At 46.0% G+C, this 19,330-nt stretch carries 17 protein-coding genes and 5 tRNA genes; 2 read left to right on the forward strand and 20 right to left on the reverse strand.

Annotated features, from left to right (window positions below; translation table 11 throughout):
• Positions 1-73: 73 nt before the first annotated feature.
• From ybeD to leuS, 10 genes are all read right to left on the reverse strand, one after another.
• Positions 74-352, reverse strand: a complete 279-nt coding sequence (gene ybeD, locus NL643_RS08305) for a DUF493 family protein YbeD (RefSeq protein WP_005384135.1) — start codon at positions 350-352, stop codon at positions 74-76.
• Between the two features lie 139 nt (positions 353-491).
• A complete protein-coding gene (locus NL643_RS08310; protein ID WP_012842069.1) occupies positions 492-1,670 on the reverse strand; it encodes a serine hydrolase in 1,179 nt (392 codons plus the stop codon).
• A 90-nt stretch (positions 1,671-1,760) separates the two neighbouring features.
• Positions 1,761-2,564: a septal ring lytic transglycosylase RlpA family protein gene (locus NL643_RS08315; RefSeq protein ID WP_253644262.1), complete on the reverse strand. Its 804-nt coding sequence runs from the start codon at positions 2,562-2,564 to the stop codon at positions 1,761-1,763.
• A gap of 2 nt (positions 2,565-2,566) precedes the next feature.
• On the reverse strand, positions 2,567-3,688 hold the full coding sequence (gene rodA, locus NL643_RS08320; protein ID WP_005391317.1) for a rod shape-determining protein RodA: 1,122 nt from the start codon (positions 3,686-3,688) through the stop codon (positions 2,567-2,569).
• Positions 3,688-5,604, reverse strand: a complete 1,917-nt coding sequence (gene mrdA, locus NL643_RS08325) for a penicillin-binding protein 2 (RefSeq protein WP_012842067.1) — start codon at positions 5,602-5,604, stop codon at positions 3,688-3,690. Before mrdA ends, rodA begins: the two co-directional genes overlap by 1 nt.
• Positions 5,605-5,633: 29 nt before the next feature.
• Positions 5,634-6,104: a 23S rRNA (pseudouridine(1915)-N(3))-methyltransferase RlmH gene (rlmH, locus tag NL643_RS08330; RefSeq protein ID WP_017821762.1), complete on the reverse strand. Its 471-nt coding sequence runs from the start codon at positions 6,102-6,104 to the stop codon at positions 5,634-5,636.
• A 4-nt stretch (positions 6,105-6,108) separates the two neighbouring features.
• Positions 6,109-6,426, reverse strand: coding sequence for a ribosome silencing factor (rsfS, locus tag NL643_RS08335; protein WP_005373015.1), 318 nt, complete (start codon positions 6,424-6,426; stop codon positions 6,109-6,111).
• Positions 6,427-6,514: 88 nt separating this feature from the next.
• Positions 6,515-7,534 (reverse strand): DNA polymerase III subunit delta, encoded by a 1,020-nt coding sequence (gene holA, locus NL643_RS08340; protein WP_012842066.1) that lies wholly within the window; start codon positions 7,532-7,534, stop codon positions 6,515-6,517.
• Between the two features lie 5 nt (positions 7,535-7,539).
• Positions 7,540-8,079 (reverse strand): LPS assembly lipoprotein LptE, encoded by a 540-nt coding sequence (gene lptE / locus NL643_RS08345; protein WP_005373019.1) that lies wholly within the window; start codon positions 8,077-8,079, stop codon positions 7,540-7,542.
• Between the two features lie 152 nt (positions 8,080-8,231).
• On the reverse strand, positions 8,232-10,805 hold the full coding sequence (gene leuS / locus NL643_RS08350) for a leucine--tRNA ligase (protein ID WP_005391313.1): 2,574 nt from the start codon (positions 10,803-10,805) through the stop codon (positions 8,232-8,234).
• Between the two features lie 153 nt (positions 10,806-10,958).
• Between leuS and NL643_RS08355 the strand changes: the two genes are divergently transcribed.
• Positions 10,959-11,429 carry a zinc ribbon-containing protein gene (locus NL643_RS08355; protein ID WP_005373024.1) on the forward strand — a complete coding sequence of 157 codons (471 nt, stop codon included), beginning with the start codon at positions 10,959-10,961 and terminating at the stop codon, positions 11,427-11,429.
• Positions 11,430-11,513: 84 nt separating this feature from the next.
• Here the strand turns inward: NL643_RS08355 and lnt are convergent, their stop codons facing one another.
• The 5 genes from lnt to miaB form a co-directional block, all read right to left on the reverse strand.
• Complete coding sequence (gene lnt / locus NL643_RS08360; RefSeq protein ID WP_253644263.1) at positions 11,514-13,031, reverse strand: apolipoprotein N-acyltransferase; 1,518 nt, start codon at positions 13,029-13,031, stop codon at positions 11,514-11,516.
• A gap of 29 nt (positions 13,032-13,060) precedes the next feature.
• Complete coding sequence (gene corC, locus NL643_RS08365; protein ID WP_005384118.1) at positions 13,061-13,960, reverse strand: CNNM family magnesium/cobalt transport protein CorC; 900 nt, start codon at positions 13,958-13,960, stop codon at positions 13,061-13,063.
• 105 nt (positions 13,961-14,065) lie between these two features.
• Entirely contained in the window at positions 14,066-14,530 is a 465-nt protein-coding gene (gene ybeY / locus NL643_RS08370; RefSeq protein ID WP_005391311.1) for an rRNA maturation RNase YbeY, read from the reverse strand.
• A gap of 2 nt (positions 14,531-14,532) precedes the next feature.
• Positions 14,533-15,630, reverse strand: a complete 1,098-nt coding sequence (locus NL643_RS08375) for a PhoH family protein (RefSeq protein ID WP_005373033.1) — start codon at positions 15,628-15,630, stop codon at positions 14,533-14,535.
• A gap of 73 nt (positions 15,631-15,703) precedes the next feature.
• A complete protein-coding gene (miaB, locus tag NL643_RS08380) occupies positions 15,704-17,128 on the reverse strand; it encodes a tRNA (N6-isopentenyl adenosine(37)-C2)-methylthiotransferase MiaB (RefSeq protein WP_005391310.1) in 1,425 nt (474 codons plus the stop codon).
• A 257-nt stretch (positions 17,129-17,385) separates the two neighbouring features.
• On the opposite strand from miaB, the gene NL643_RS08385 reads away from it, so the two are divergent.
• Positions 17,386-18,564 carry a 2-octaprenyl-3-methyl-6-methoxy-1,4-benzoquinol hydroxylase gene (locus tag NL643_RS08385; RefSeq protein ID WP_253644264.1) on the forward strand — a complete coding sequence of 393 codons (1,179 nt, stop codon included), beginning with the start codon at positions 17,386-17,388 and terminating at the stop codon, positions 18,562-18,564.
• A 135-nt stretch (positions 18,565-18,699) separates the two neighbouring features.
• Here the strand turns inward: NL643_RS08385 and NL643_RS08390 are convergent.
• The 5 genes from NL643_RS08390 to NL643_RS08410 all read right to left on the reverse strand — a co-directional run bounded on the left by NL643_RS08390 (position 18,700) and on the right by NL643_RS08410 (position 19,285).
• Positions 18,700-18,784, reverse strand: a tRNA-Leu gene (locus NL643_RS08390).
• Positions 18,785-18,838: 54 nt separating this feature from the next.
• Positions 18,839-18,913: transfer RNA gene (locus NL643_RS08395), tRNA-Gln, on the reverse strand.
• 50 nt (positions 18,914-18,963) lie between these two features.
• Positions 18,964-19,048 (reverse strand) — tRNA-Leu (locus NL643_RS08400).
• A 29-nt stretch (positions 19,049-19,077) separates the two neighbouring features.
• Positions 19,078-19,162: transfer RNA gene (locus tag NL643_RS08405), tRNA-Leu, on the reverse strand.
• A 46-nt stretch (positions 19,163-19,208) separates the two neighbouring features.
• Positions 19,209-19,285, reverse strand: a tRNA-Met gene (locus tag NL643_RS08410).
• Positions 19,286-19,330 lie beyond the last annotated feature (45 nt).

Raw genomic sequence — 19,330 nt, forward strand, 5'->3', positions numbered from 1 at the left:
TTTGTTATCTGGTTGATAAATAAAAAGAAAGCAGCCGAAGCTGCTTTCAAAAAAAATTTAATCTATCAAAAAATTATAGAACCATGCGCACGATGTCAATTTCACCTAACTCTTTGTATAGCGTCTCAACTTGCTCGATAGACGTTGCAGTGATGTTGATTGATACCGAGTGGTAGTTGCCCTTAGCACTTGGTTTAACGGTCGGGCTGTAGTCACCTGGAGCATGGCGCTGAATAACTTCAAGAACAAGCTCTGGAAGTTCAGGCTTTGCATGACCCATTACCTTGTAAGTAAATGAACAAGGGAACTCAAGCAGGTCTTTTAATTTTGCATCAGAGTTGATGGTTAGCATATCGATAACTCCAGTAGATATTCGTTGCGGTGCGAAATAGTACAGTCAAATTAGGGGGAACTCAAGACGAGGATCTCAAACTTAAAAAGCCGCCCTTTCAGGCGGCTTTGCGAATAAGTTTGCTACTCTAACGTCCTTCTTAGAAGAAGCTCTTGAATAACAATACGATGTAATCCCACATGCGGCTAAATAGACTACCTTGCTCTACGGTTTCTAGTGCCATTAGTGGGTATTCGGCAATATCTTCACCATCGATCTGATAGTATAGCTTACCAACTACATCACCTTTATTAATTGGGGCTTCTAGCTCTTTTTCAAGGACGAAGCTGGCTTTTAGGTTTTTCGCTTCACCACGTGGTAGTGTTACGTAAGTATCTTGGTCAAGGCCCAACGCTACAGTGTCTTTGTTACCCATCCACACTTTTTCTTCAACGAACGTTTCACCTGCTTTGTGCGGTGCTACTGTTTCGAAGAAACGGAAGCCGTAGCTTAGTAGCTTTTTGCTTTCTGACTTACGAGCATTGGCATCTTTCGTGCCCATAACGACCGCAACCAAACGCATTTGGCCTTCAGTTGCTGAACTTACTAGGCTGTAACCTGCATTGCTTGTGTGACCCGTTTTGATGCCATCAACGTTCATGCTCTTATCCCAAAGTAGACCGTTACGGTTGTATTGGGTGATGCCGTTGTAAGTGAATTTCTTCTCTGAGTACACGCGGTACTCATTTGGTACGTCACGGATCAGGGCTTTACCTAGCAATGCCATGTCGTATGGTGTCGAGTACAGCTCAGCGTTATCTAGACCATGAACGTTAGCAAAGTGCGAGTTCGTCATACCTAGTGTGTTGGCCCAAGCGTTCATTAGGTCAACAAACGCATCTTCTGAGCCTGCAATATGTTCAGCCATTGCTACACAGGCATCGTTACCAGACTGGACGATGATACCGCGGTTTAGGTCACGTACTTTTACAGTTGTGCCCACTTCAATGAACATTTTTGATGATTCAGGGAAGTTTTTCGCCCATGCATTTTTACTGATGGTGACATCGTCATCTTCTGAGATATTACCACGCGCTAGTTCTTGGCCGATTACGTAGCTGGTCATCATCTTAGTCAGACTGGCTGGAGACAACTTTGTGTTCATCTCTTTCTCTGCCAGCACTTTACCTGAATGGTAATCCATCAGTACGTAGCCCTTCGCCGCGATTTGAGGGGCATCTGGAACAACGATAGGTGATGCAAGAGCAGATTGAGCGAAAGTTGCAGAAAGGGCAACCGAAGAAACGAGAATAGATTTCACAAACTTATTTTTATTCATGGTAATTCAAATTTTTGGGTTAACTGCGGACATCTTATCAGAATCCCCAGCTATGTAAGAGGGGATCGAGGAGAAATTCATGACACTAGGTCATTTGGCAGTGTTGTGTTTTTTAATAAATGCAGACGAATAGCCGAGCAACTTTACTTTATCTAGAGTGGCTTGCGTCAGGGAATAGTCAGTAAATGGCCCTAACAACAAGCGATAAGACTCTTTCGCACTTTCTAGGAAAGTTTCTGTATCCAGTTTTTGACCAAGCTCGGTGCCTAAAGTTCGCGCGCGCTCTTCATTTTTTGATGATGCCACCTGAATAACGTACTTAGGGTGCGCTTCTAATGACTTTTTGTCCGTGGGCTGATTGATACTGATCACTTCAATTTCCACGTTCGCGGTGCCTGTTTTTATCACATCTAACTTATGTGCTGCGGCATAGCTTAAATCGATAATACGGCCATCGTGAAACGGACCTCGGTCATTAACTCGTACTACGGTAGTTTTGCCGTTGTCAGTGTTGGTGACTTTTACGTAACTTGGTAACGGTAGCGTTTTATGCGCAGCCGTCATTGAGTACATGTCATAAATTTCGCCATTGGAAGTCAAATGACCTTGGAACTTTTTCCCATACCAAGACGCTCGGCCTTTTTCCTTAAAGCCTTTGGCATCGCGAACTATCTTGTAGTCTTTTCCGCGCAAGTGGTAATCCTTGTTGCCACCTAAGCTGTAAGGTTCGTATTTAGGGTGCGCATCCTCGATGTGTTCGACTGAAAGCGGTGTATCAGGTGCAACATCGGATTCGAGTTCGTAACGGCCGTCTTGCGTTTTTTGGCTGGTGGATGAACAGCCTGCCAAAATAAGAGCTGAGAAAACCAAGGAATATAAAGCGCGTTTTTGCATGTCTAGGTCGCCTTAGAGAATGCTTTTCGGTGCGTATGAATTGACATCAGAATACCAAAGCCAGCCATCAAGGTTACCATTGATGTGCCGCCATAACTAATGAGTGGCAACGGTACACCTACTACAGGTAGGATGCCACTTACCATGCCGATATTTACAAAAATATACACGAAGAAGCTGAGTACAATACTGCCTGCCATCATTCGTCCAAATGCAGTTTGCGCTTGGCTGGCGAGGTATAAACCTCGTCCAATAATAAATAGATAGATGGCTAAAAGGCAAAGGAAGCCAATCATACCCCATTCTTCAGCAATTACTGCAAAGATAAAGTCAGTGTGTCGTTCAGGAAGAAATTCCAGTTGTGATTGAGTGCCTTGCAACCAACCTTTGCCTGAAATACCACCAGAGCCAATCGCGATTTTACTCTGAATAATGTGGTATCCCGCACCAAGCGGATCTGACTCTGGGTTAAACAGAGTACGTACGCGAACTTTTTGGTATTCGCGCATCAAGAAGAACCACAAAATCGGAATGAAACCACCGAGTGCGATGGCGGCACCAGCGATGATTTTCCAACTAATGCCCGCGAGGAAGATAACAAAAATACCGGAAGCGGCGATTAGGATAGAGGTCCCTAAGTCAGGCTGTTTTGCAATGAGGATGGTTGGTAAGCAGACCATAATCAGTGCAACGATGAGTGTTTTTAGTGTTGGCGGAAGGGGCTGTCGACCAACATAGCGTGCCACCATTAATGGCACCGCGAGCTTCAATAACTCAGAAGGTTGAAAGCGCACAAAACCGAGGTTAAGCCAACGCTGTGCGCCTTTCGAGGCTTCACCGAAAAACAGCACGCCAAAGAGCAGTATGACGCCGCCGACGAACATCAAAGGTGCCAAGCTCTCGTAGGTTCGTGGAGAAAGCTGCGCAAGAACGATCATCACAACGAGTGAAAGCACCATTCGCATAGCTTGGCGATCCATCATCAGTAAACTTTGGCCACTGGCGCTGTACATGATCACTAGGCCAAACCCCATCAGGGCCAATATGCCAAGTAGGAGTGGTAAGTCGATATGGAAGCGTTCAAACAGGGCGCGATTTTTACCTGTAGAGGGATCCATCTTCATTACTGTTTTACCTCTTTCTTCGCATTGTTATCAGGCTCAATTTCTTCTGGGCCAAGTACGACTCGATCAAAGATCTTTCTCACTACTGGGGCTCCGTTGCTAGAACCACCGCCGGCGTTTTCTAGCACTACAGTGACGACCACTTTAGGATCATCAAATGGTGCAAAGCCAGTAAATAACGCATGGTCACGTAAGTGCTCGGCGATCTCATCTGCGTTGTACTCTTCGTTTTCACCCAGACCGAAGACTTGCGCAGTACCTGATTTACCCGCTGTTTGATAACTCATTTTGTAGAATGAGCGGCGAGCTGTTCCGCGCGTGCCATGGTTTACACGACGCATGCCTTCTTTCGCCATATCCCAGTACTTTTTCGGTACATTCTTGATTGGCGGGTAAGTCACGTATTCTGTTGTTTGTTGTTCTTCGAAGTCGTTGCCGTTCTCTATCGTCGCTTTGAGCAAGTGAGGTGCGATCACTTCTCCCTCATTTACTAATACGGAGGTCGCTTTGGCGATTTGCATTGGTGTTGCTGTCCAATAACCTTGACCGATACCCACAGGGATCGTATCGCCTTTGTACCACGGGGTTTTATGGCGAGACATTTTCCAGTCACGAGTCGGCATATTCGCCTTACTTTCTTCGTAGATATCGATGCCAGTGTAATCACCAAAACCGAACATCATCATCCAATTCGAAATACGGTCAATACCCATGTCATAAGCGATTTGATAGTAGAAGGTATCAACAGACTCTTCGATCGACTTAATGATATCGACGCGTCCGTGCCCCCAACGCAACCAGTCACGGAATGGGCGAGTGTTGGAGTTTGGTATGCGCCAATAACCAGGATCATTTCGCGTGGTGTTAGGTGTGACGACACCTTCTTGCAGCGCGGCTACCGCCATAAATGGTTTGATGGTAGACGCAGGTGGGTAAATGCCAAGTGTGGTACGGTTGACCAAAGGACGGTTTTTATCGTTCAAAAGGGCGCGATAGTCTTTACCCGAGATTCCGTGCACGAACGAGTTAGGGTCGTAGCTAGGGCTTGAAACCATAGCCAGCACGCCGTTGTCTCTAGGATCGATCACTACAGCACTGCCTCTGCGGCCATCCAATAATTGGTGTACGTACAGCTGCAAGTTGATATCAAGGTTTAAAACGATGTCTTTTCCGGGTACAGGTGGAACGTACTTTAACGTACGAATCACGCGGCCGCGGCTGTTTACTTCGACTTCTTGATACCCGGCCGTACCGTGTAAGAGGTCTTCGTAGTATTTTTCGATACCCAGCTTACCAATGTCGCGAGTGGCTTGATAGTTTGCGTCTTTTTCTTCTCGGATCAGGCGCTGCATGTCGCGATCATTGATTCGAGAAACGTAACCAATCACGTGGGTTAAGACTTCGCTGAAAGGGTAGTAGCGCTTTAAGGTCGCACTTATTTCTACACCAGGAAAGCGGTACTGATTGACGGAGAATACCGCTACTTGTTTTTCGTTCAGTTGGGTAAGCAGTGGGACCGACTTAAATCGACGAGTCCGTTTACGCTCTTGGTGGAAACGTTCAATCTGATCTGGGGTAATTTCCAGAATGGTTTGTAGTTCTTGGATGGTTGCATCAATGTCTTTAATTTTTTCTGGAGTCAGTTCTAAGTTAAAGACGGGACGGTTCTCTGCCAGTAAAACACCATTTCGATCATAAATCAGACCTCGGTTAGGCGCGATAGGAACCACTTTGATACGGTTATCGTTCGAGCGGGTTTGATAATCTTGAAACTGGTTCACCTGAATGTTGTACATATTGGCGACCAGAGCTCCCATCAAGAGAACAATGCCGATAAAAGCGACAATAGCGCGGCTGGCAAACAGACGCGCTTCGGCTTGATAATCTCGGATTTGACTGCGGCGCTTACGAATCATTAACGCTTGGCTCTAAAGTTAAACAACGATTATTCGCGGTGGTAAGGATGGTTCGCGGTGATGCTCCACGCTCGGTACAAGCTTTCTGCCATTACGATACGCACTAAAGGGTGGGGTAGCGTTAAGGCAGACAATGACCAGCTTTGGTCTGCTGCAGCTTTGCATGCAGGAGCGAGTCCTTCAGGACCGCCGATTAAGATTGATACATCACGGCCATCTAATTTCCAAGCTTCTAACTGCTCAGCAAGTTGAGGAGTGTCCCATTTTTTACCTGGGATATCTAACGTGACGATACGGTTGCCTTTTGGTACCGCAGCGAGCATCGCTTCCCCTTCTTTTTGCAGGATGCGAGCGATATCGGCATTTTTTCCACGTTTGCCAGCAGAGATTTCAATCAACTCCAATGGCATATCATGTGGGAAACGGCGACGATATTCTTGAAAGCCTTCCTCAACCCATTTTGGCATTTTTGTGCCAACAGCAATTAGTTGAATTTTCAAAAGATTAACCCCAGAGTTTTTCTAGCTGGTAGAGTTCGCGGTGCTCTTCTTGCATCACGTGAAGCATGGCGTCGCCCATATCTAGGACTACCCATTCACCTTCGTTTTCACCTTCCATTCCTAGTGGCTCAAGACCGGCTTTTTTCACTTCTGTTGCAACGTGGTCAGCGATGGATGAAACGTGGCGTTTGGATGTGCCAGTACAGATGATCATGTAATCTGTCACGCTTGATTTATCTTCCACATTTAGGACGATAATGTCTTCCGCTTTCATGTCGTCGGCTTTATCAGCTAAAAAGTCTTTCAGTTCTTCGCGAAGCACTCGGTTTTCCTCGGTTTGTCTCTTATCTCTACAGTGTTTTACATTCTTGCTTGCAAAACAGGTCGCGCACTATATCACGCTTTGATTTTTAAATTGCCAGCTTAATATCAGGAGAGCAGGTTTCTAAGCTCAACTGATGAATAGTTGGCCATACAGACTCGTCATATTGAGTTTTGGCTTTTATCTCTGCTTGAGCCAACAAGGAGAGCAATGCACAAATACGACTCGCCGATAAGCGGGTCAGTGCTGCGTTATAGAGTGGACGCTTGTTTTGCCAAACTCGATATTTCTCAAATACCTGGTTCATTCCCATTTGAGTTAAGTCTTGATGCATATTTAAAAGTTGGCTCAACTCTTTTTGTACACTTCGAATCAAGATCACGGTCTCGACCCCTTCCGCCTCAAGTTGGCGAAGAATACGTTGTGCACGGTTTGCTTTACCTGCCAGTAAGGCGTCGATCCAGTTAAACGTAGTAAAGTGATTATGGCGACTTAGGGCTTCCTCTAAACGTATGATGGTCAGCTCACCATCCGGGTAGAGTAGGGCCAATTTCTCTAAGCTTTGTGACAATGCAAACAGGTTACCTTCATGCCATTGAGCCAACATTTGCAGTGATTGTTGATCGGGTTTTAGGCCCAACGTGCGGCAACGTGCCTGAATGAACATAGGTAAGCGTTGTAGATCTGGCGACAAACAGCTTACCCAGTCGCCTTTTGAGCTTAATGCTTTGAACCATTTCGCATTTTCTTGGGCTTTGGTCAGTTTGCTACCAACAATGACGAGCATGATGTCATCATGCAGCATATCACACAGTGTTTGCAGCTCTTTGCTGACGGCGGTTGTCACGCCACTCTCTGGAATTTCAAGCTCGATCAATTGACGGTTTGAGAACAGGCTCATCGCTTGGAAGCAATCGTAAACTTGATTCCAGTCGATGCTTGCGTCTACCGCAAAACGGTGTTTTTCCTCAAAACCTTGTTGAAACGCTGCCTTTTGGATTGCTTGGCGGCTCTCTTGAATCAGTAACGGCTCATTACCAAAGATTAGGTAAACTTGTTTAACGTGTTTAGTTAAATGATCCGTTAATTTATCGGCATAAATTCGCATAGTGATTAAGAGTTTGTGTTCGCTGGCTCAGAGATTTGTCCTGCTTCATATTCGGCACGAATACGGCCCAACTGGCGCATCATCTGTTTTGCAGCTTGCAAGCGCATCTCGTCTTCAATTACGTCACGTTCAACAGATTTTGCAAGTGCCGTCAACGGGTTGTCTAGGTAGTTGCGGTTTACTGTTGTCGTAAAGTTTTTAGAGCCATAGCCAGGAATCGTCACACGGTATTTTACTACGTATGTCAGCTCTTTTTCTGCTGCACGGCTATTTTGATACAGAGACAGTGTACGCTCATCGATAGTCGCTTCCGTCAAATGAAGGTTGGGTACAGTCGATGATGGTTGAACAAGTTCAACTTTGTTCAGTTCGAGTTGAGAGCGAACATAGCGAGTTAATTCACTGTATTCATCGTAGCTGGAGAAAGACATAGTGTGCAGCTCTTCCGGTACGGAATACTCGCCGCGAAGGTGAAAACCACAGGCAGAAAGAAGCCCCGCTAATACCAATACCACTGGTAGTTTAATCAAAGAGAAAAAGCGCATTGATTGTATTCATCCTAAATTGAAGGGGTTATTTACCTTAAACCACTCATGTGAATGGTTTGAGGTAAATAAACAGGGTAGCGAACTACCCTGTTTAATGACTCTTGGTTAACAAATAAGTTCGCTAAACAGAGACAAATTGCAAGCTGTGATTAGTTTGCAACGATGTTCAGCAGTTTACCTGGAACGTAAATGACTTTACGAATAGTCAGGCCATCAGTGAACTTAACCACGTTTTCGTCGTTTAGACCAAGCTGTTCGATATCGTCTTTAGAGATATCCGCTGGGACTGTTAGCTTCGCACGTAGCTTACCGTTAACTTGAACAACGATAGTTTTTTCGTCTTCAACTAGCGCTTTTTCGTCAAACGTCGGCCATGCCGCGTTATCAATGTCTGTTTCACCTAGTGCTGCCCATAGCTCGTATGAGATATGCGGAGTGATAGGGTAAAGCATGACAACAATAGCTTTCAGTGCTTCGTCAAGGATTGCACGATCTTGCGCAGATTCTTGAGGCGCTTTCGCTAGTTTGTTCATCAGCTCCATGATCGCTGCGATCGCGGTGTTGAATGTTTGACGACGAGCGATATCGTCCGTCACTTTCGCGATAGTTTTGTGAACGTCACGGCGAAGTGCTTTTTGATCACCAGAAAGCGCTGCGGTATCTACTGCTTCTGCTGCGCCTTTCGCTGTGTGCTCTTTCACTAGTTTCCAAACACGTTTCAGGAAGCGATTCGCACCTTCTACGCCAGACTCTTGCCATTCAAGCGTCATGTCTGCTGGAGACGCGAACATCATGAATAGACGTACTGTGTCAGCGCCGTACTTATCTACCATTTCTTGAGGGTCGATACCGTTGTTCTTAGACTTAGACATCTTGATCATGCCTGAGTGCGTTACATCGCGACCTTCAGTGTCTTTAGCAGAAGTAATGCGGCCTTTACCATCACGTTCAACAGCTACGTCTGTTGGAGCAACCCATTCTTTACCGCCTTTCTCGTTCTCGAAGTAGAACGCGTCAGCTAGTACCATGCCTTGACATAGTAGCTGCTTGAACGGTTCGTCAGACGTTACGTAGCCCGCGTCACGTAGCAACTTGTGGAAGAAGCGTGAGTACAGTAGGTGCATACAAGCGTGCTCGATACCGCCGATGTACTGGTCTACTGGTAGCCAGTAGTTTGCTTTTTCTGGATCTAGGATGTCGTCTGCTTGCGGTGAACAGTAACGCGCGTAGTACCAAGAAGATTCCATGAACGTATCGAACGTATCTGTCTCACGTAGAGCAGGTTCGCCGTTGAATGTGGTCTTCGCCCATTCTTTATCTGCTTTGATTGGGCTGGTTACGCCGTCCATTACCACGTCTTCTGGAAGAATCACTGGTAGTTGGTCAGCAGGTACTGGGTGAACTTCACCGTCTTCAGTCGTTACCATTGGGATTGGTGCGCCCCAGTAACGTTGACGAGATACACCCCAGTCGCGTAGACGGAAGTTTACAGTCTTAGTGCCTTTGCCTTCTGCTTCTAGCTTCGCTGCAATTGCATCGAACGCCGCTTGGAATTCTAGGCCGTCGAATTCACCTGAATCGAACAGTACGCCTTTCTCTGTGTATGCTGCTTCAGAGATGTCTAGCTCGCTGCCATCAGCAGGCTTGATAACTGGCACGATGTCTAGACCGTACTTCGTTGCGAACTCGTAGTCACGTTGGTCGTGTGCAGGTACTGCCATTACCGCGCCTGTACCGTAGTCCATCAATACGAAGTTTGCTACGTATACTGGTACTTCACGGCCGTTCAATGGATGAATAGCAGTAAGGCCAGTAGCCATACCTTTCTTCTCCATTGTCGCTAGCTCAGCTTCTGCAACCTTGTTGTTCTTACATTCGTCGATAAACGCTGCAAGCTCTGGGTTGTTCTCTGCAGCAAGAGCTGCAAGAGGGTGGCCGGCTGCGATGCCCACGTAAGTCACACCCATTAGCGTATCTGGACGTGTCGTGTAAACTTCTAGGTCTTGTTGACCCTTAACCTCAAACTTCAGCTCAACGCCTTCAGATCGGCCAATCCAGTTGCGCTGCATGGTTTTCACCATTTCAGGCCAACCTTCAAGCTTGTCTAGGTCGTCTAGTAGCTCTTGAGCATATTCAGTGATTTTGATGAACCATTGAGGGATTTCTTTTTGCTCTACAGGCGTATCACAACGCCAGCAACAACCGTCTTCAACCTGCTCGTTTGCAAGAACAGTTTGGTCGTTAGGACACCAGTTAACAGAAGACGTCTTTTTGTAAACTAAACCTTTCTCGTAAAGTTTAGTGAAGAACTCTTGTTCCCAGCGGTAGTACTCAGGCGTACATGTTGCGAATTCACGGTTCCAATCGTAACCAAAGCCTAGAAGCTTAAGTTGGTTCTTCATGTATTCGATGTTTTCGTAAGTCCAAGGTGCTGGTGCAGTTTTGTTTTTTACTGCTGCGTTTTCTGCAGGTAGACCGAATGCGTCCCAACCGATTGGTTGCATCACGTTTTTACCTTGTAGGCGTTGGAAACGAGATACTACATCACCGATAGTGTAGTTGCGCACGTGACCCATGTGCAGTCGACCACTTGGGTATGGGAACATGGATAGACAGTAGAATTTTTCTTTATTTGGGTCTTCACTTACAACAAAGGTTTTGTTGTCATCCCAGTGCTTTTGAACTTTTTGTTCAATATCTTGTGGGTTGTATTGTTCTTGCATCGATGGTATCCGTTATCTTGGAATTTGTGAGTTCGGTTAGAACAGACTTAAATAGATCGTCATAGAATACCTAAAGCTAGGGATCACAACAATAGCCAATCTGTACCCATGCGCCCTTAAGTGACGCAGGTAGGAGAAAGATGGAGGTCAGTTATGCCTAAACGTAAAACAGGTTATGAGGAAATGCTCGAGGATGTGATTGAAACCTTGAAGCACAGTCCGGAAGAAGTTAACAAAGCGATTGAGACGTCGGGCAAAGTGGTGGATGCTGCTAATGACTTGACCAAAGATGAATTGGCTTTAATCAAAGCGTACCTTAAAGCAGACTTAAAAGAGTTTTCAGAGAGTTACGAGGACAGTAAAAGTGGTCCGTTTTACTTAACGATTGCGGATTCGATATGGCAAGGGCTGTTAGAGATTACAGACCGAACTAAAGTTGAGTGGGTTGAGTTGTTCGATGACTTAGAGCATCAAGGGCTATATGAAGCAGGAGAGGTGATAGGCTTAGGTACCTTGGTCTGTGATGAGTGTGGTCACAAGACAACGTATAACCACCCAACTGTAATCATTCCGTGTATTAAATGTGGTCACAAAGGCTTTACTCGCCAGTCATTAAAGCCATAAATGGCGCGTAACGACTGTATAATGCAATGAATAAAAAAGAGGCTTGGTCGCCTCTTTTTTGTCTTTTCTACTTTCAAGCTGTTATCAGCTCTGTTTTCTTCTTAAACCGAAAGCCAGCGCTAAACTTAATCCCACCCAAATATACAATGGCCAAGTACCTACGATTCGATATGGCGTTTTCCCATTGGTTGGGGTGAGCTCTGCGCGTAGCACTGCAGTTTCAAACTGCGGTACTTGCTCAACGATTTTTCCCTTGTGATCGGTTACCGCTGTTAATCCGTTGTTAGTCGAGCGGATGAGCGGTTTACCTAATTCTAAGGCACGCATACGGGCGATCTCCATATGCTGAAGAGGGCCGATAGAGTGACCAAACCATGCGTCGTTCGATAGCGTTAGAATGAAGTCTGTTTCGTCAGTCACATTTTGACGTACTTGCTCATTAAAGATGATCTCATAGCAAAGCGCTGGTGCCATGTGCATGCCATTCGCAACGATGTTGGGCTGCACAAAAGCCCCACGGCTAAACGACGACATCGGTAAGTTAAAGAATGGCGCTAATGGGCGCAGAATATCCTCAAATGGAACAAACTCACCAAACGGTAATAGGTGATGCTTATGGTAGCGTTCGCTCAAGTCGAAACTGTAGTCACCGTATGGTGTGATGCCAAGGGACAGAATACTGTTGTAGAACTGTCGATCCTCAGCTTGGTTGACGACACCAGTGATGATTGCGCTATTATTCATTTTTGCTGCGCTGTCAATATTGCTCAAAAATGAAGGCACTTCAATTTCAAAAGCAGGAATTGCAGCTTCTGGCCAGACGATAATATCAGCGTCCCAGTTTTCACGAGTGAGATCGGCGTATTTCATGATGGTTGGCCAACGTTGGCTTGGCAGCCACTTAAGGTTTTGGTCAACGTTACCTTGAATCAGCGCGAGCTTAGTCGTGTCTTCTGGCCGAGGTGTTACCCAATCGTAGTTTCGAATCCCAAAGCCTGTGCTGAGTAGTACCGTAGGAATAATCACCATCAGCCACTGTTTATGAACCCAAGCATAGGCTAATGCCCCCGCACTAATAAGGATAAACAGAGTGAGCAGTTCCACGCCACCGATAGGCGCAAAGCTTGCTAGTGGAGCATCAATCTGGCTGTAGCCTAGCCATAGCCACGGGAAGCCGGTCATCACCCAACCACGCAACCAATCACTGATTAGCCATAAAGCGGGCGCAGCGAGAAGCGCTTTTGTGAGTGTGAATTGAGGAAATAGCTTGTTGTTAAGCCAAGCAAATAAGCCTGAATAAACAGCCAAGTAGGCGACAAGCAAGTCCATTAAAAATAAATTGGCAATCAGTGGCATGCCACCAAAGCCGGAGATACTGACGTACACCCAGCTAACGCCAGTTGCAAATTGACCCAACCCCCAAGCATAGCCAATCCACAGTGCACGTTTCGGAGTTTGGTTAGCAAGAAGAATCAGTAGAATAGCTGGGCTAAGAATGGCAACAGGCCACAACTGGTAAGGTGCAAAAGCGAGCGTAGTAGAGGCGCCAACAAAAGCGGCCACTAAGGGCCGCTTGAGGCGATGAAAGAGTTCATTCATCATTATTTCTGAGATTCCCAATGGGTATCGCGTTACTCTTGAGTGGCTTCAACCAGGGTTTCTTCGTCTGGGATCGTCACTTGGAGTTGAATGACACGACGGTTATCGGCAGCGGTGACTTTGAAGTTGTAACCTTCAATTTCAACCAGTTCACCACGAGAAGGTAAGTGACCAAAGGCAGTCATGACCATGCCACCAACGGTATCTACTTCCTCATCGCTGAAGTTAGTTCCAAATGTCTCATTAAACTCTTCGATGGTTGTCAGCGCTCTGACAGCAAACGTATGCTTACTAAGCTTACGAATGTCTGTCTCTTCGCTTTCATCGAATTCATCTTCGATATCCCCGACGATTTCTTCAAGGATATCTTCAATGGTCACAAGACCAGAAACACCACCGAATTCATCGACAACAATGGCCATATGATAACGTTCTTCACGGAACTCTTTCAGCAGTCGATCAACGCGTTTACTTTCTGGTACCACAACGGCTGGTCGAATAACTTCTTCGATATCAAATGGATTACTGCCTGAGCCTAAGTATTTAAGTAAGTCCTTCGCAAGAAGAATGCCTTCCACATGGTCTTTATCTTCGCTGATCACAGGGTAGCGAGAGTGTTGAGCATCGGTAATCAAGGCAACCAAGGTATCAAGGTCGTGAGTACGCTCAACCGTAACCATTTGCGAACGCGGGATCATAATGTCACGCACGCGCATTTCGGAGATTTCCATAACACCTTCAAGCATATCGCGGGTGTCATGGTCAATCAGGTCATTGACTTCAGAGTCACGGATAACATCCACAAGCTCTTGGCGATCTTTTGGTTCGCCCTGAAATAATTGACCTAGACGTTCAAAGAAGGACTTTCTACTCGGACCTTCTGCCTTTTCTTTCTTATCTTCGTTAGAAGAGGGAGAATTATCTTCGTTCATTGTTTCTCAATTAAGTAACGCTATCAGAAGTGTGATAGCACACATAGAGAGGCGAACACGAGAATCATTTTGGTGGTTCGCCTTTCCCTGCTGAATAGCCAATGGCTACTCTTTTTCAGCAATGTAAGGGTCTTCATAGCCCATACCTTGCATGATTTCGGTTTCGAGGGACTCCATCTCTTCGGCTTCGTCATCCTCAATATGATCATAACCTAGCAGATGCAAGCTGCCATGTACAACCATATGCGCCCAATGTGCTAACAGAGGCTTGTTCTGTTCAATTGCCTCTTTTTCAACGACTTGGCGGCAAATAATTAAGTCGCCAAGTAAATCTATTTCCATACCTGGAGGGGCTTCAAATGGAAAAGACAACACATTGGTCGGTTTATCTTTACCACGATACTCATGGTTAAGCGTGTGACTTTCTTGTTCATCCACAATGCGAATGGTGACTTCGGCTTGTGGCTGGAAGAGAGGAATCGTCTTATCTAGCCACAATTGGAAATCTTGCTGCGAAGGCAGCCCTTCTTCATTTTCGACTGCCAGTTGCAGATCAAGTTCAATCGCCATGATTATTCCTTAGTGGAAGCAACTTGTGCATTCAGTTCGGCTTTCGCTGCTTCTAATAACTTCGCATCGCGTTCTTCACGACGACGCTTCTCGAACTCTTTACGCTCTTTCTGGTCTTGTGCTTCCCACTTCTCATACGCGTTAACGATACGAGCAACCACTGGGTGACGTACAACGTCGTCTGCTAAAAAGAAGTTAAAGCTGATGTCGTCGACTTCGCTTAGTACTTCAATAGCATGACGAAGACCCGATTTTGCACCACGAGGTAAGTCGATTTGCGTGACGTCACCAGTGATAACTGCGCGAGAGTTAAAACCAATACGCGTTAGGAACATCTTCATCTGCTCAACCGTGGTGTTCTGACTCTCATCAAGAATGATGAAAGCGTCGTTTAGAGTACGACCACGCATGTAAGCAAGAGGGGCTACCTCAATCACGTTACGTTCAATCAGCTTCTCTACGCGCTCAAAGCCCAACATTTCAAATAGGGCATCGTATAGCGGACGTAGGTATGGGTCGACTTTCTGGCTTAAGTCACCAGGTAGGAAGCCCAGTTTCTCACCGGCTTCAACCGCAGGGCGCGTCAATAGAATACGACGGATCTCTTGGCGCTCTAGTGCGTCAACTGCTGCTGCAACAGCAAGATAAGTTTTACCTGTACCAGCTGGGCCAATACCAAAAGAAATATCATGCGTGACCATATTAACCAAGTACTGAGCTTGGTTTGGCGTACGTGGTTTGATCACGCCTTTCTTGGTTTTGACGAAGACTTCTTTACCATGCTCGATATTAGACTCAGTATTCTGCTCAAGAACACCTGACTCTTTAATCGCTAAATGGATCTGTTCAGGCTCAATGTCTGGGATCTCACCTCGTACAGGTGCGGTATCAACATACAGAGTTTTCAGGATATCCAGCGCAGCTGATGCGGTATGAGGTTTACCGACAATTGTAAAATGGTCACTACGGTGGTTAATTTCAACGCCTAGACGACGTTCTAAATGCTTGATGTTGTCATCGAATGGACCGCACAGGCTAGCAAGTCGGCGGTTGTCGGAAGGTTCTAGGTTGATTTCTAGAGTTACGATTTTATTACTCAATGTTGCCTCTCATTTTTTGCCACTTAATGAGAGCCTGATAACGACCAGGCTCTCCATGGCTATTTATACGAGCTTATGGCGTAAAAGTAGCTACACCCAGCTCATCTTCGCGACGTGTTTTCGCCATCATCTGCGTTGGGGAAATCACACTACGAAGATCCATGTCTTTTTCAGTACGTACTAGCTCACCACGCAGTGAGTTCGCAAATACGTCTACGATCTTCACATCAACGAACTGACCAATTAGGTCTGCACTACCTTCAAAGTTTACTACACGGTTGTTTTCTGTACGAGCGCGCAGTTCCATTAGGTTTTTCTTCGAAGGACCTTCAACTAGAACACGTTGTTCTGTGCCAAGCATTAAGCGAGAGTAACGCATCGCTTGAGCATTGATAGTTTGCTGTAGTTCGTAAAGGCGCTCTTTCTTCACTTGTTCTGATACATCACAAGGGTAATCCGCTGCTGGCGTACCTGGACGTGGAGAGAAGATGAAGCTGAAGCTCATGTCAAAGTCGACATCTTTGATTAGCTTCATTGTGTCTTGGAAGTCTTTGTCTGTCTCACCAGGGAAACCAACAATAAAGTCTGAACTGATTTGAATATCAGGACGAGCTTTACGCAGTTTACGGATGATCGACTTGTACTCGATAGCGGTGTGAGGGCGTTTCATCATAGTTAGGATACGGTCACTACCACTTTGCACAGGTAAGTGCAGGAAGCTCACAAGCTCAGGCGTATCTTCGTAAACCGCGATGATGTCGTCAGTGAATTCTAGCGGGTGGCTCGTTGTGAAACGAATACGGTCGATACCATCGATAGACGCAACCAAACGAAGCAGTTCTGCAAATGAACAGATTTCACCGTCGTGTGTTGGACCGCGGTACGCGTTTACGTTTTGACCCAGTAGGTTTACTTCACGTACGCCTTGTTCAGCAAGCTGTGCGATTTCGAACAGCACGTCATCCATTGGACGGCTTACTTCTTCACCACGAGTGTACGGTACGACACAGTAAGTACAGTACTTCGAGCAGCCTTCCATAATAGAAACGAATGCTGTCGCGCCTTCCGCACGAGGCTCTGGTAGGCGGTCGAACTTTTCGATCTCTGGGAACGAAATGTCCATAACTGGTGCGTCATCCGACTGAGATTGTTTGATCATCTCAGGTAGGCGGTGCAGAGTTTGTGGGCCAAAAATAACGTCGACGTATGGTGCACGTTCACGAATATGGTCACCTTCTTGCGTTGCTACACAACCACCTACACCGATAACTACGCCAGGTTTTTTATCTTTTAGTGTTTTCCAGCGGCCAAGCTGGTGGAAAACTTTCTCTTGCGCTTTTTCACGGATCGAACAGGTGTTAAGTAGAAGTACGTCTGCTTCCTCTGGCTCTTCCGTCAGCTCGTAGCCGTTTGCAGCATTAAGCAGGTCGGCCATTTTTGATGAATCGTATTCGTTCATCTGGCAGCCCCAGGTTTTAATTAGCAGTTTCTTACTCATCTCACTTTCGCTCGTTCAGTTGTACTTAAATTGGAGAGCTATTGCTCAAATTATAGCCGCCATCACGGCGGTAAGCGGCGTATTGTACTGCTTTAAAAAGCACCTGACTAGTGATCTGGCTAATTCTCTGCAAAGCCTGATGAAATCTAGTTTTTCGCCCTATGCAGAACAAGGTTTTTTGTTAAACAATTTTGTAAAAATAGCCATGGAAAGTACAATAAAAAACGCCAATTAATCAGCACGATGAAGAGTAAAAAATGAACAAGTATGACATCGCCGTGATCGGTGGCGGTATGGTTGGGGCAGCCGTCGCTGTTGGATTTGCCAAGCAGGGCAGAAGCGTTGTCTTGGTTGAAGGTGCAAAACCCAAAGCTTTTGATGCCGCTCAGGCGATGGATATTCGCGTATCTGCGATTTCGCACCAGTCGGTGGAGTTACTTGATTCACTCGGCGCATGGTCAGAAATTAAAAGTATGCGAGTTTGCCCTTATCGGCGTTTAGAAACTTGGGAGCACCCGGAGTGCCGTACTCGTTTTCACTCTGATGAACTGTCATTGGAGCAGCTAGGTTATATCGTTGAAAACCGCCTAATCCAATTAGGTCTTTGGCAAGTCTTCTCTCAGTATGACAATCTAACCGTGATGTGTCCCGAGCGATTAAAAGACATTGAGTTTGCAGATGTAAACCTTGTGACACTAGAAAGTGGGGTGCAGTTTGAAGCTAACTGGGTAATTGGTGCTGATGGTGCAAACTCTAAAGTTCGTCAATTGGCTGGAATTGGTGTGACTGCGTGGGATTACCGACAACACTGCATGTTGATTAACGTGAAAACAGAATTGCCACAGCAAGATATCACTTGGCAACAATTTACTCCTTCAGGCCCGCGTTCATTTTTACCTTTGTGCTCTTTGACTAATGAAGACGGTCAAGAAGTAGGCCAAGGTTCGTTGGTTTGGTATGACTCGCCAAAACGCATTAAACAACTGTGTGCGATGGGTAAACCTCAACTAAGGGAAGAAATCTTACGTCATTTCCCTGCTGAATTGGGCGATATTGAAGTTTTACAGTTTGGCTCATTCCCACTCACTCGTCGTCATGCGCAAAGCTACTCAAGCAAAAATTGCGTGTTAGTGGGGGACTCTGCCCATACGATTAACCCGCTTGCAGGGCAAGGGGTAAACTTAGGCTTCAAAGATGTAGACGTTCTCCTTTCGGTAACAGAACACCAAGAACAGCTGGAAGATGCCTTACTCGCGAAATACGAACGTGCACGTCGACCTGACAACTTACTCATGCAGACTGGCATGGACTTTTTCTATAAAGGTTTTAGCAACGACCTTGGGCCATTGAAGTTTGTACGTAATGCTGCATTGAAGTTTGCTGAAAACTCAGGACCGATCAAGGCTCAAGTACTGAAATACGCTTTAGGTATGTAGTAAGTTACTCAATCCACAGATAGAAAAAAAGCGAGCCATGAGCTCGCTTTTTTAATTCGGCAAATCTAATGATTTCCCGAGTCCAGAACCAAAAAAAGAAAAAACCCAGCAAAATCATGCTGGGTTTTCCGATAATGGTGCGGAAGGAGAGACTTGAACTCTCACACCTTGCGGCGCCAGAACCTAAATCTGGTGCGTCTACCAATTCCGCCACTTCCGCAACTTATTCTGTAGTTATCAAGGTAATTGGTAAAACCTCAACAACGTTGTGTAATGGCAGGGCTACCTGGATTCGAACCAGGGAATGGCGGCATCAAAAGCCGCTGCCTTACCGCTTGGCGATAGCCCTACAGTGTAAATAGCCAAAGACTACTTAACCTCTCTTATCGAGAGAAAGAATGGTGCGGAAGGAGAGACTTGAACTCTCACACCTTACGGCGCCAGAACCTAAATCTGGTGCGTCTACCAATTCCGCCACTTCCGCGTATTCTTATAGTGTAGATTAATTTAAGATGGTGCGGAAGGAGAGACTTGAACTCTCACACCTTGCGGCGCCAGAACCTAAATCTGGTGCGTCTACCAATTCCGCCACTTCCGCATCTTAAATCTACGTGACTGATAGCTTATGCTAGCAATCCAATCAATGGTGGCTACGACGGGATTCGAACCTGTGACCCCATCATTATGAGTGATGTGCTCTAACCAGCTGAGCTACGTAGCCATTTTAAACTTTTGATCAAGAATGGTGCGGAAGGAGAGACTTGAA

The sequence above is a fragment of the Vibrio sp. Y42_MX_L11 genome, assembly GCF_024181785.1.
GTDB lineage: Bacteria > Pseudomonadota > Gammaproteobacteria > Enterobacterales > Vibrionaceae > Vibrio > Vibrio diabolicus.

Coding starts and splice junctions, on each gene's coding strand:
- leuS (WP_005391313.1), bottom strand. CDS start 10,805: ATGCAAGAACAATACAACCCACAAGATATTGAACAAAAAGTTCAAAAG.
- rodA (WP_005391317.1), bottom strand. CDS start 3,688: ATGAAGATGGATCCCTCTACAGGTAAAAATCGCGCCCTGTTTGAACGC.
- ybeY (WP_005391311.1), bottom strand. CDS start 14,530: ATGGCGATTGAACTTGATCTGCAACTGGCAGTCGAAAATGAAGAAGGG.
- NL643_RS08385 (WP_253644264.1), top strand. CDS start 17,386: ATGAACAAGTATGACATCGCCGTGATCGGTGGCGGTATGGTTGGGGCA.
- corC (WP_005384118.1), bottom strand. CDS start 13,960: ATGAACGAAGATAATTCTCCCTCTTCTAACGAAGATAAGAAAGAAAAG.
- mrdA (WP_012842067.1), bottom strand. CDS start 5,604: ATGATTCGTAAGCGCCGCAGTCAAATCCGAGATTATCAAGCCGAAGCG.
- holA (WP_012842066.1), bottom strand. CDS start 7,534: ATGCGAATTTATGCCGATAAATTAACGGATCATTTAACTAAACACGTT.
- miaB (WP_005391310.1), bottom strand. CDS start 17,128: ATGAGTAAGAAACTGCTAATTAAAACCTGGGGCTGCCAGATGAACGAA.
- ybeD (WP_005384135.1), bottom strand. CDS start 352: ATGCTAACCATCAACTCTGATGCAAAATTAAAAGACCTGCTTGAGTTC.
- NL643_RS08355 (WP_005373024.1), top strand. CDS start 10,959: ATGCCTAAACGTAAAACAGGTTATGAGGAAATGCTCGAGGATGTGATT.
- NL643_RS08310 (WP_012842069.1), bottom strand. CDS start 1,670: ATGAATAAAAATAAGTTTGTGAAATCTATTCTCGTTTCTTCGGTTGCC.
- lptE (WP_005373019.1), bottom strand. CDS start 8,079: ATGCGCTTTTTCTCTTTGATTAAACTACCAGTGGTATTGGTATTAGCG.
- lnt (WP_253644263.1), bottom strand. CDS start 13,031: ATGATGAATGAACTCTTTCATCGCCTCAAGCGGCCCTTAGTGGCCGCT.
- NL643_RS08315 (WP_253644262.1), bottom strand. CDS start 2,564: ATGCAAAAACGCGCTTTATATTCCTTGGTTTTCTCAGCTCTTATTTTG.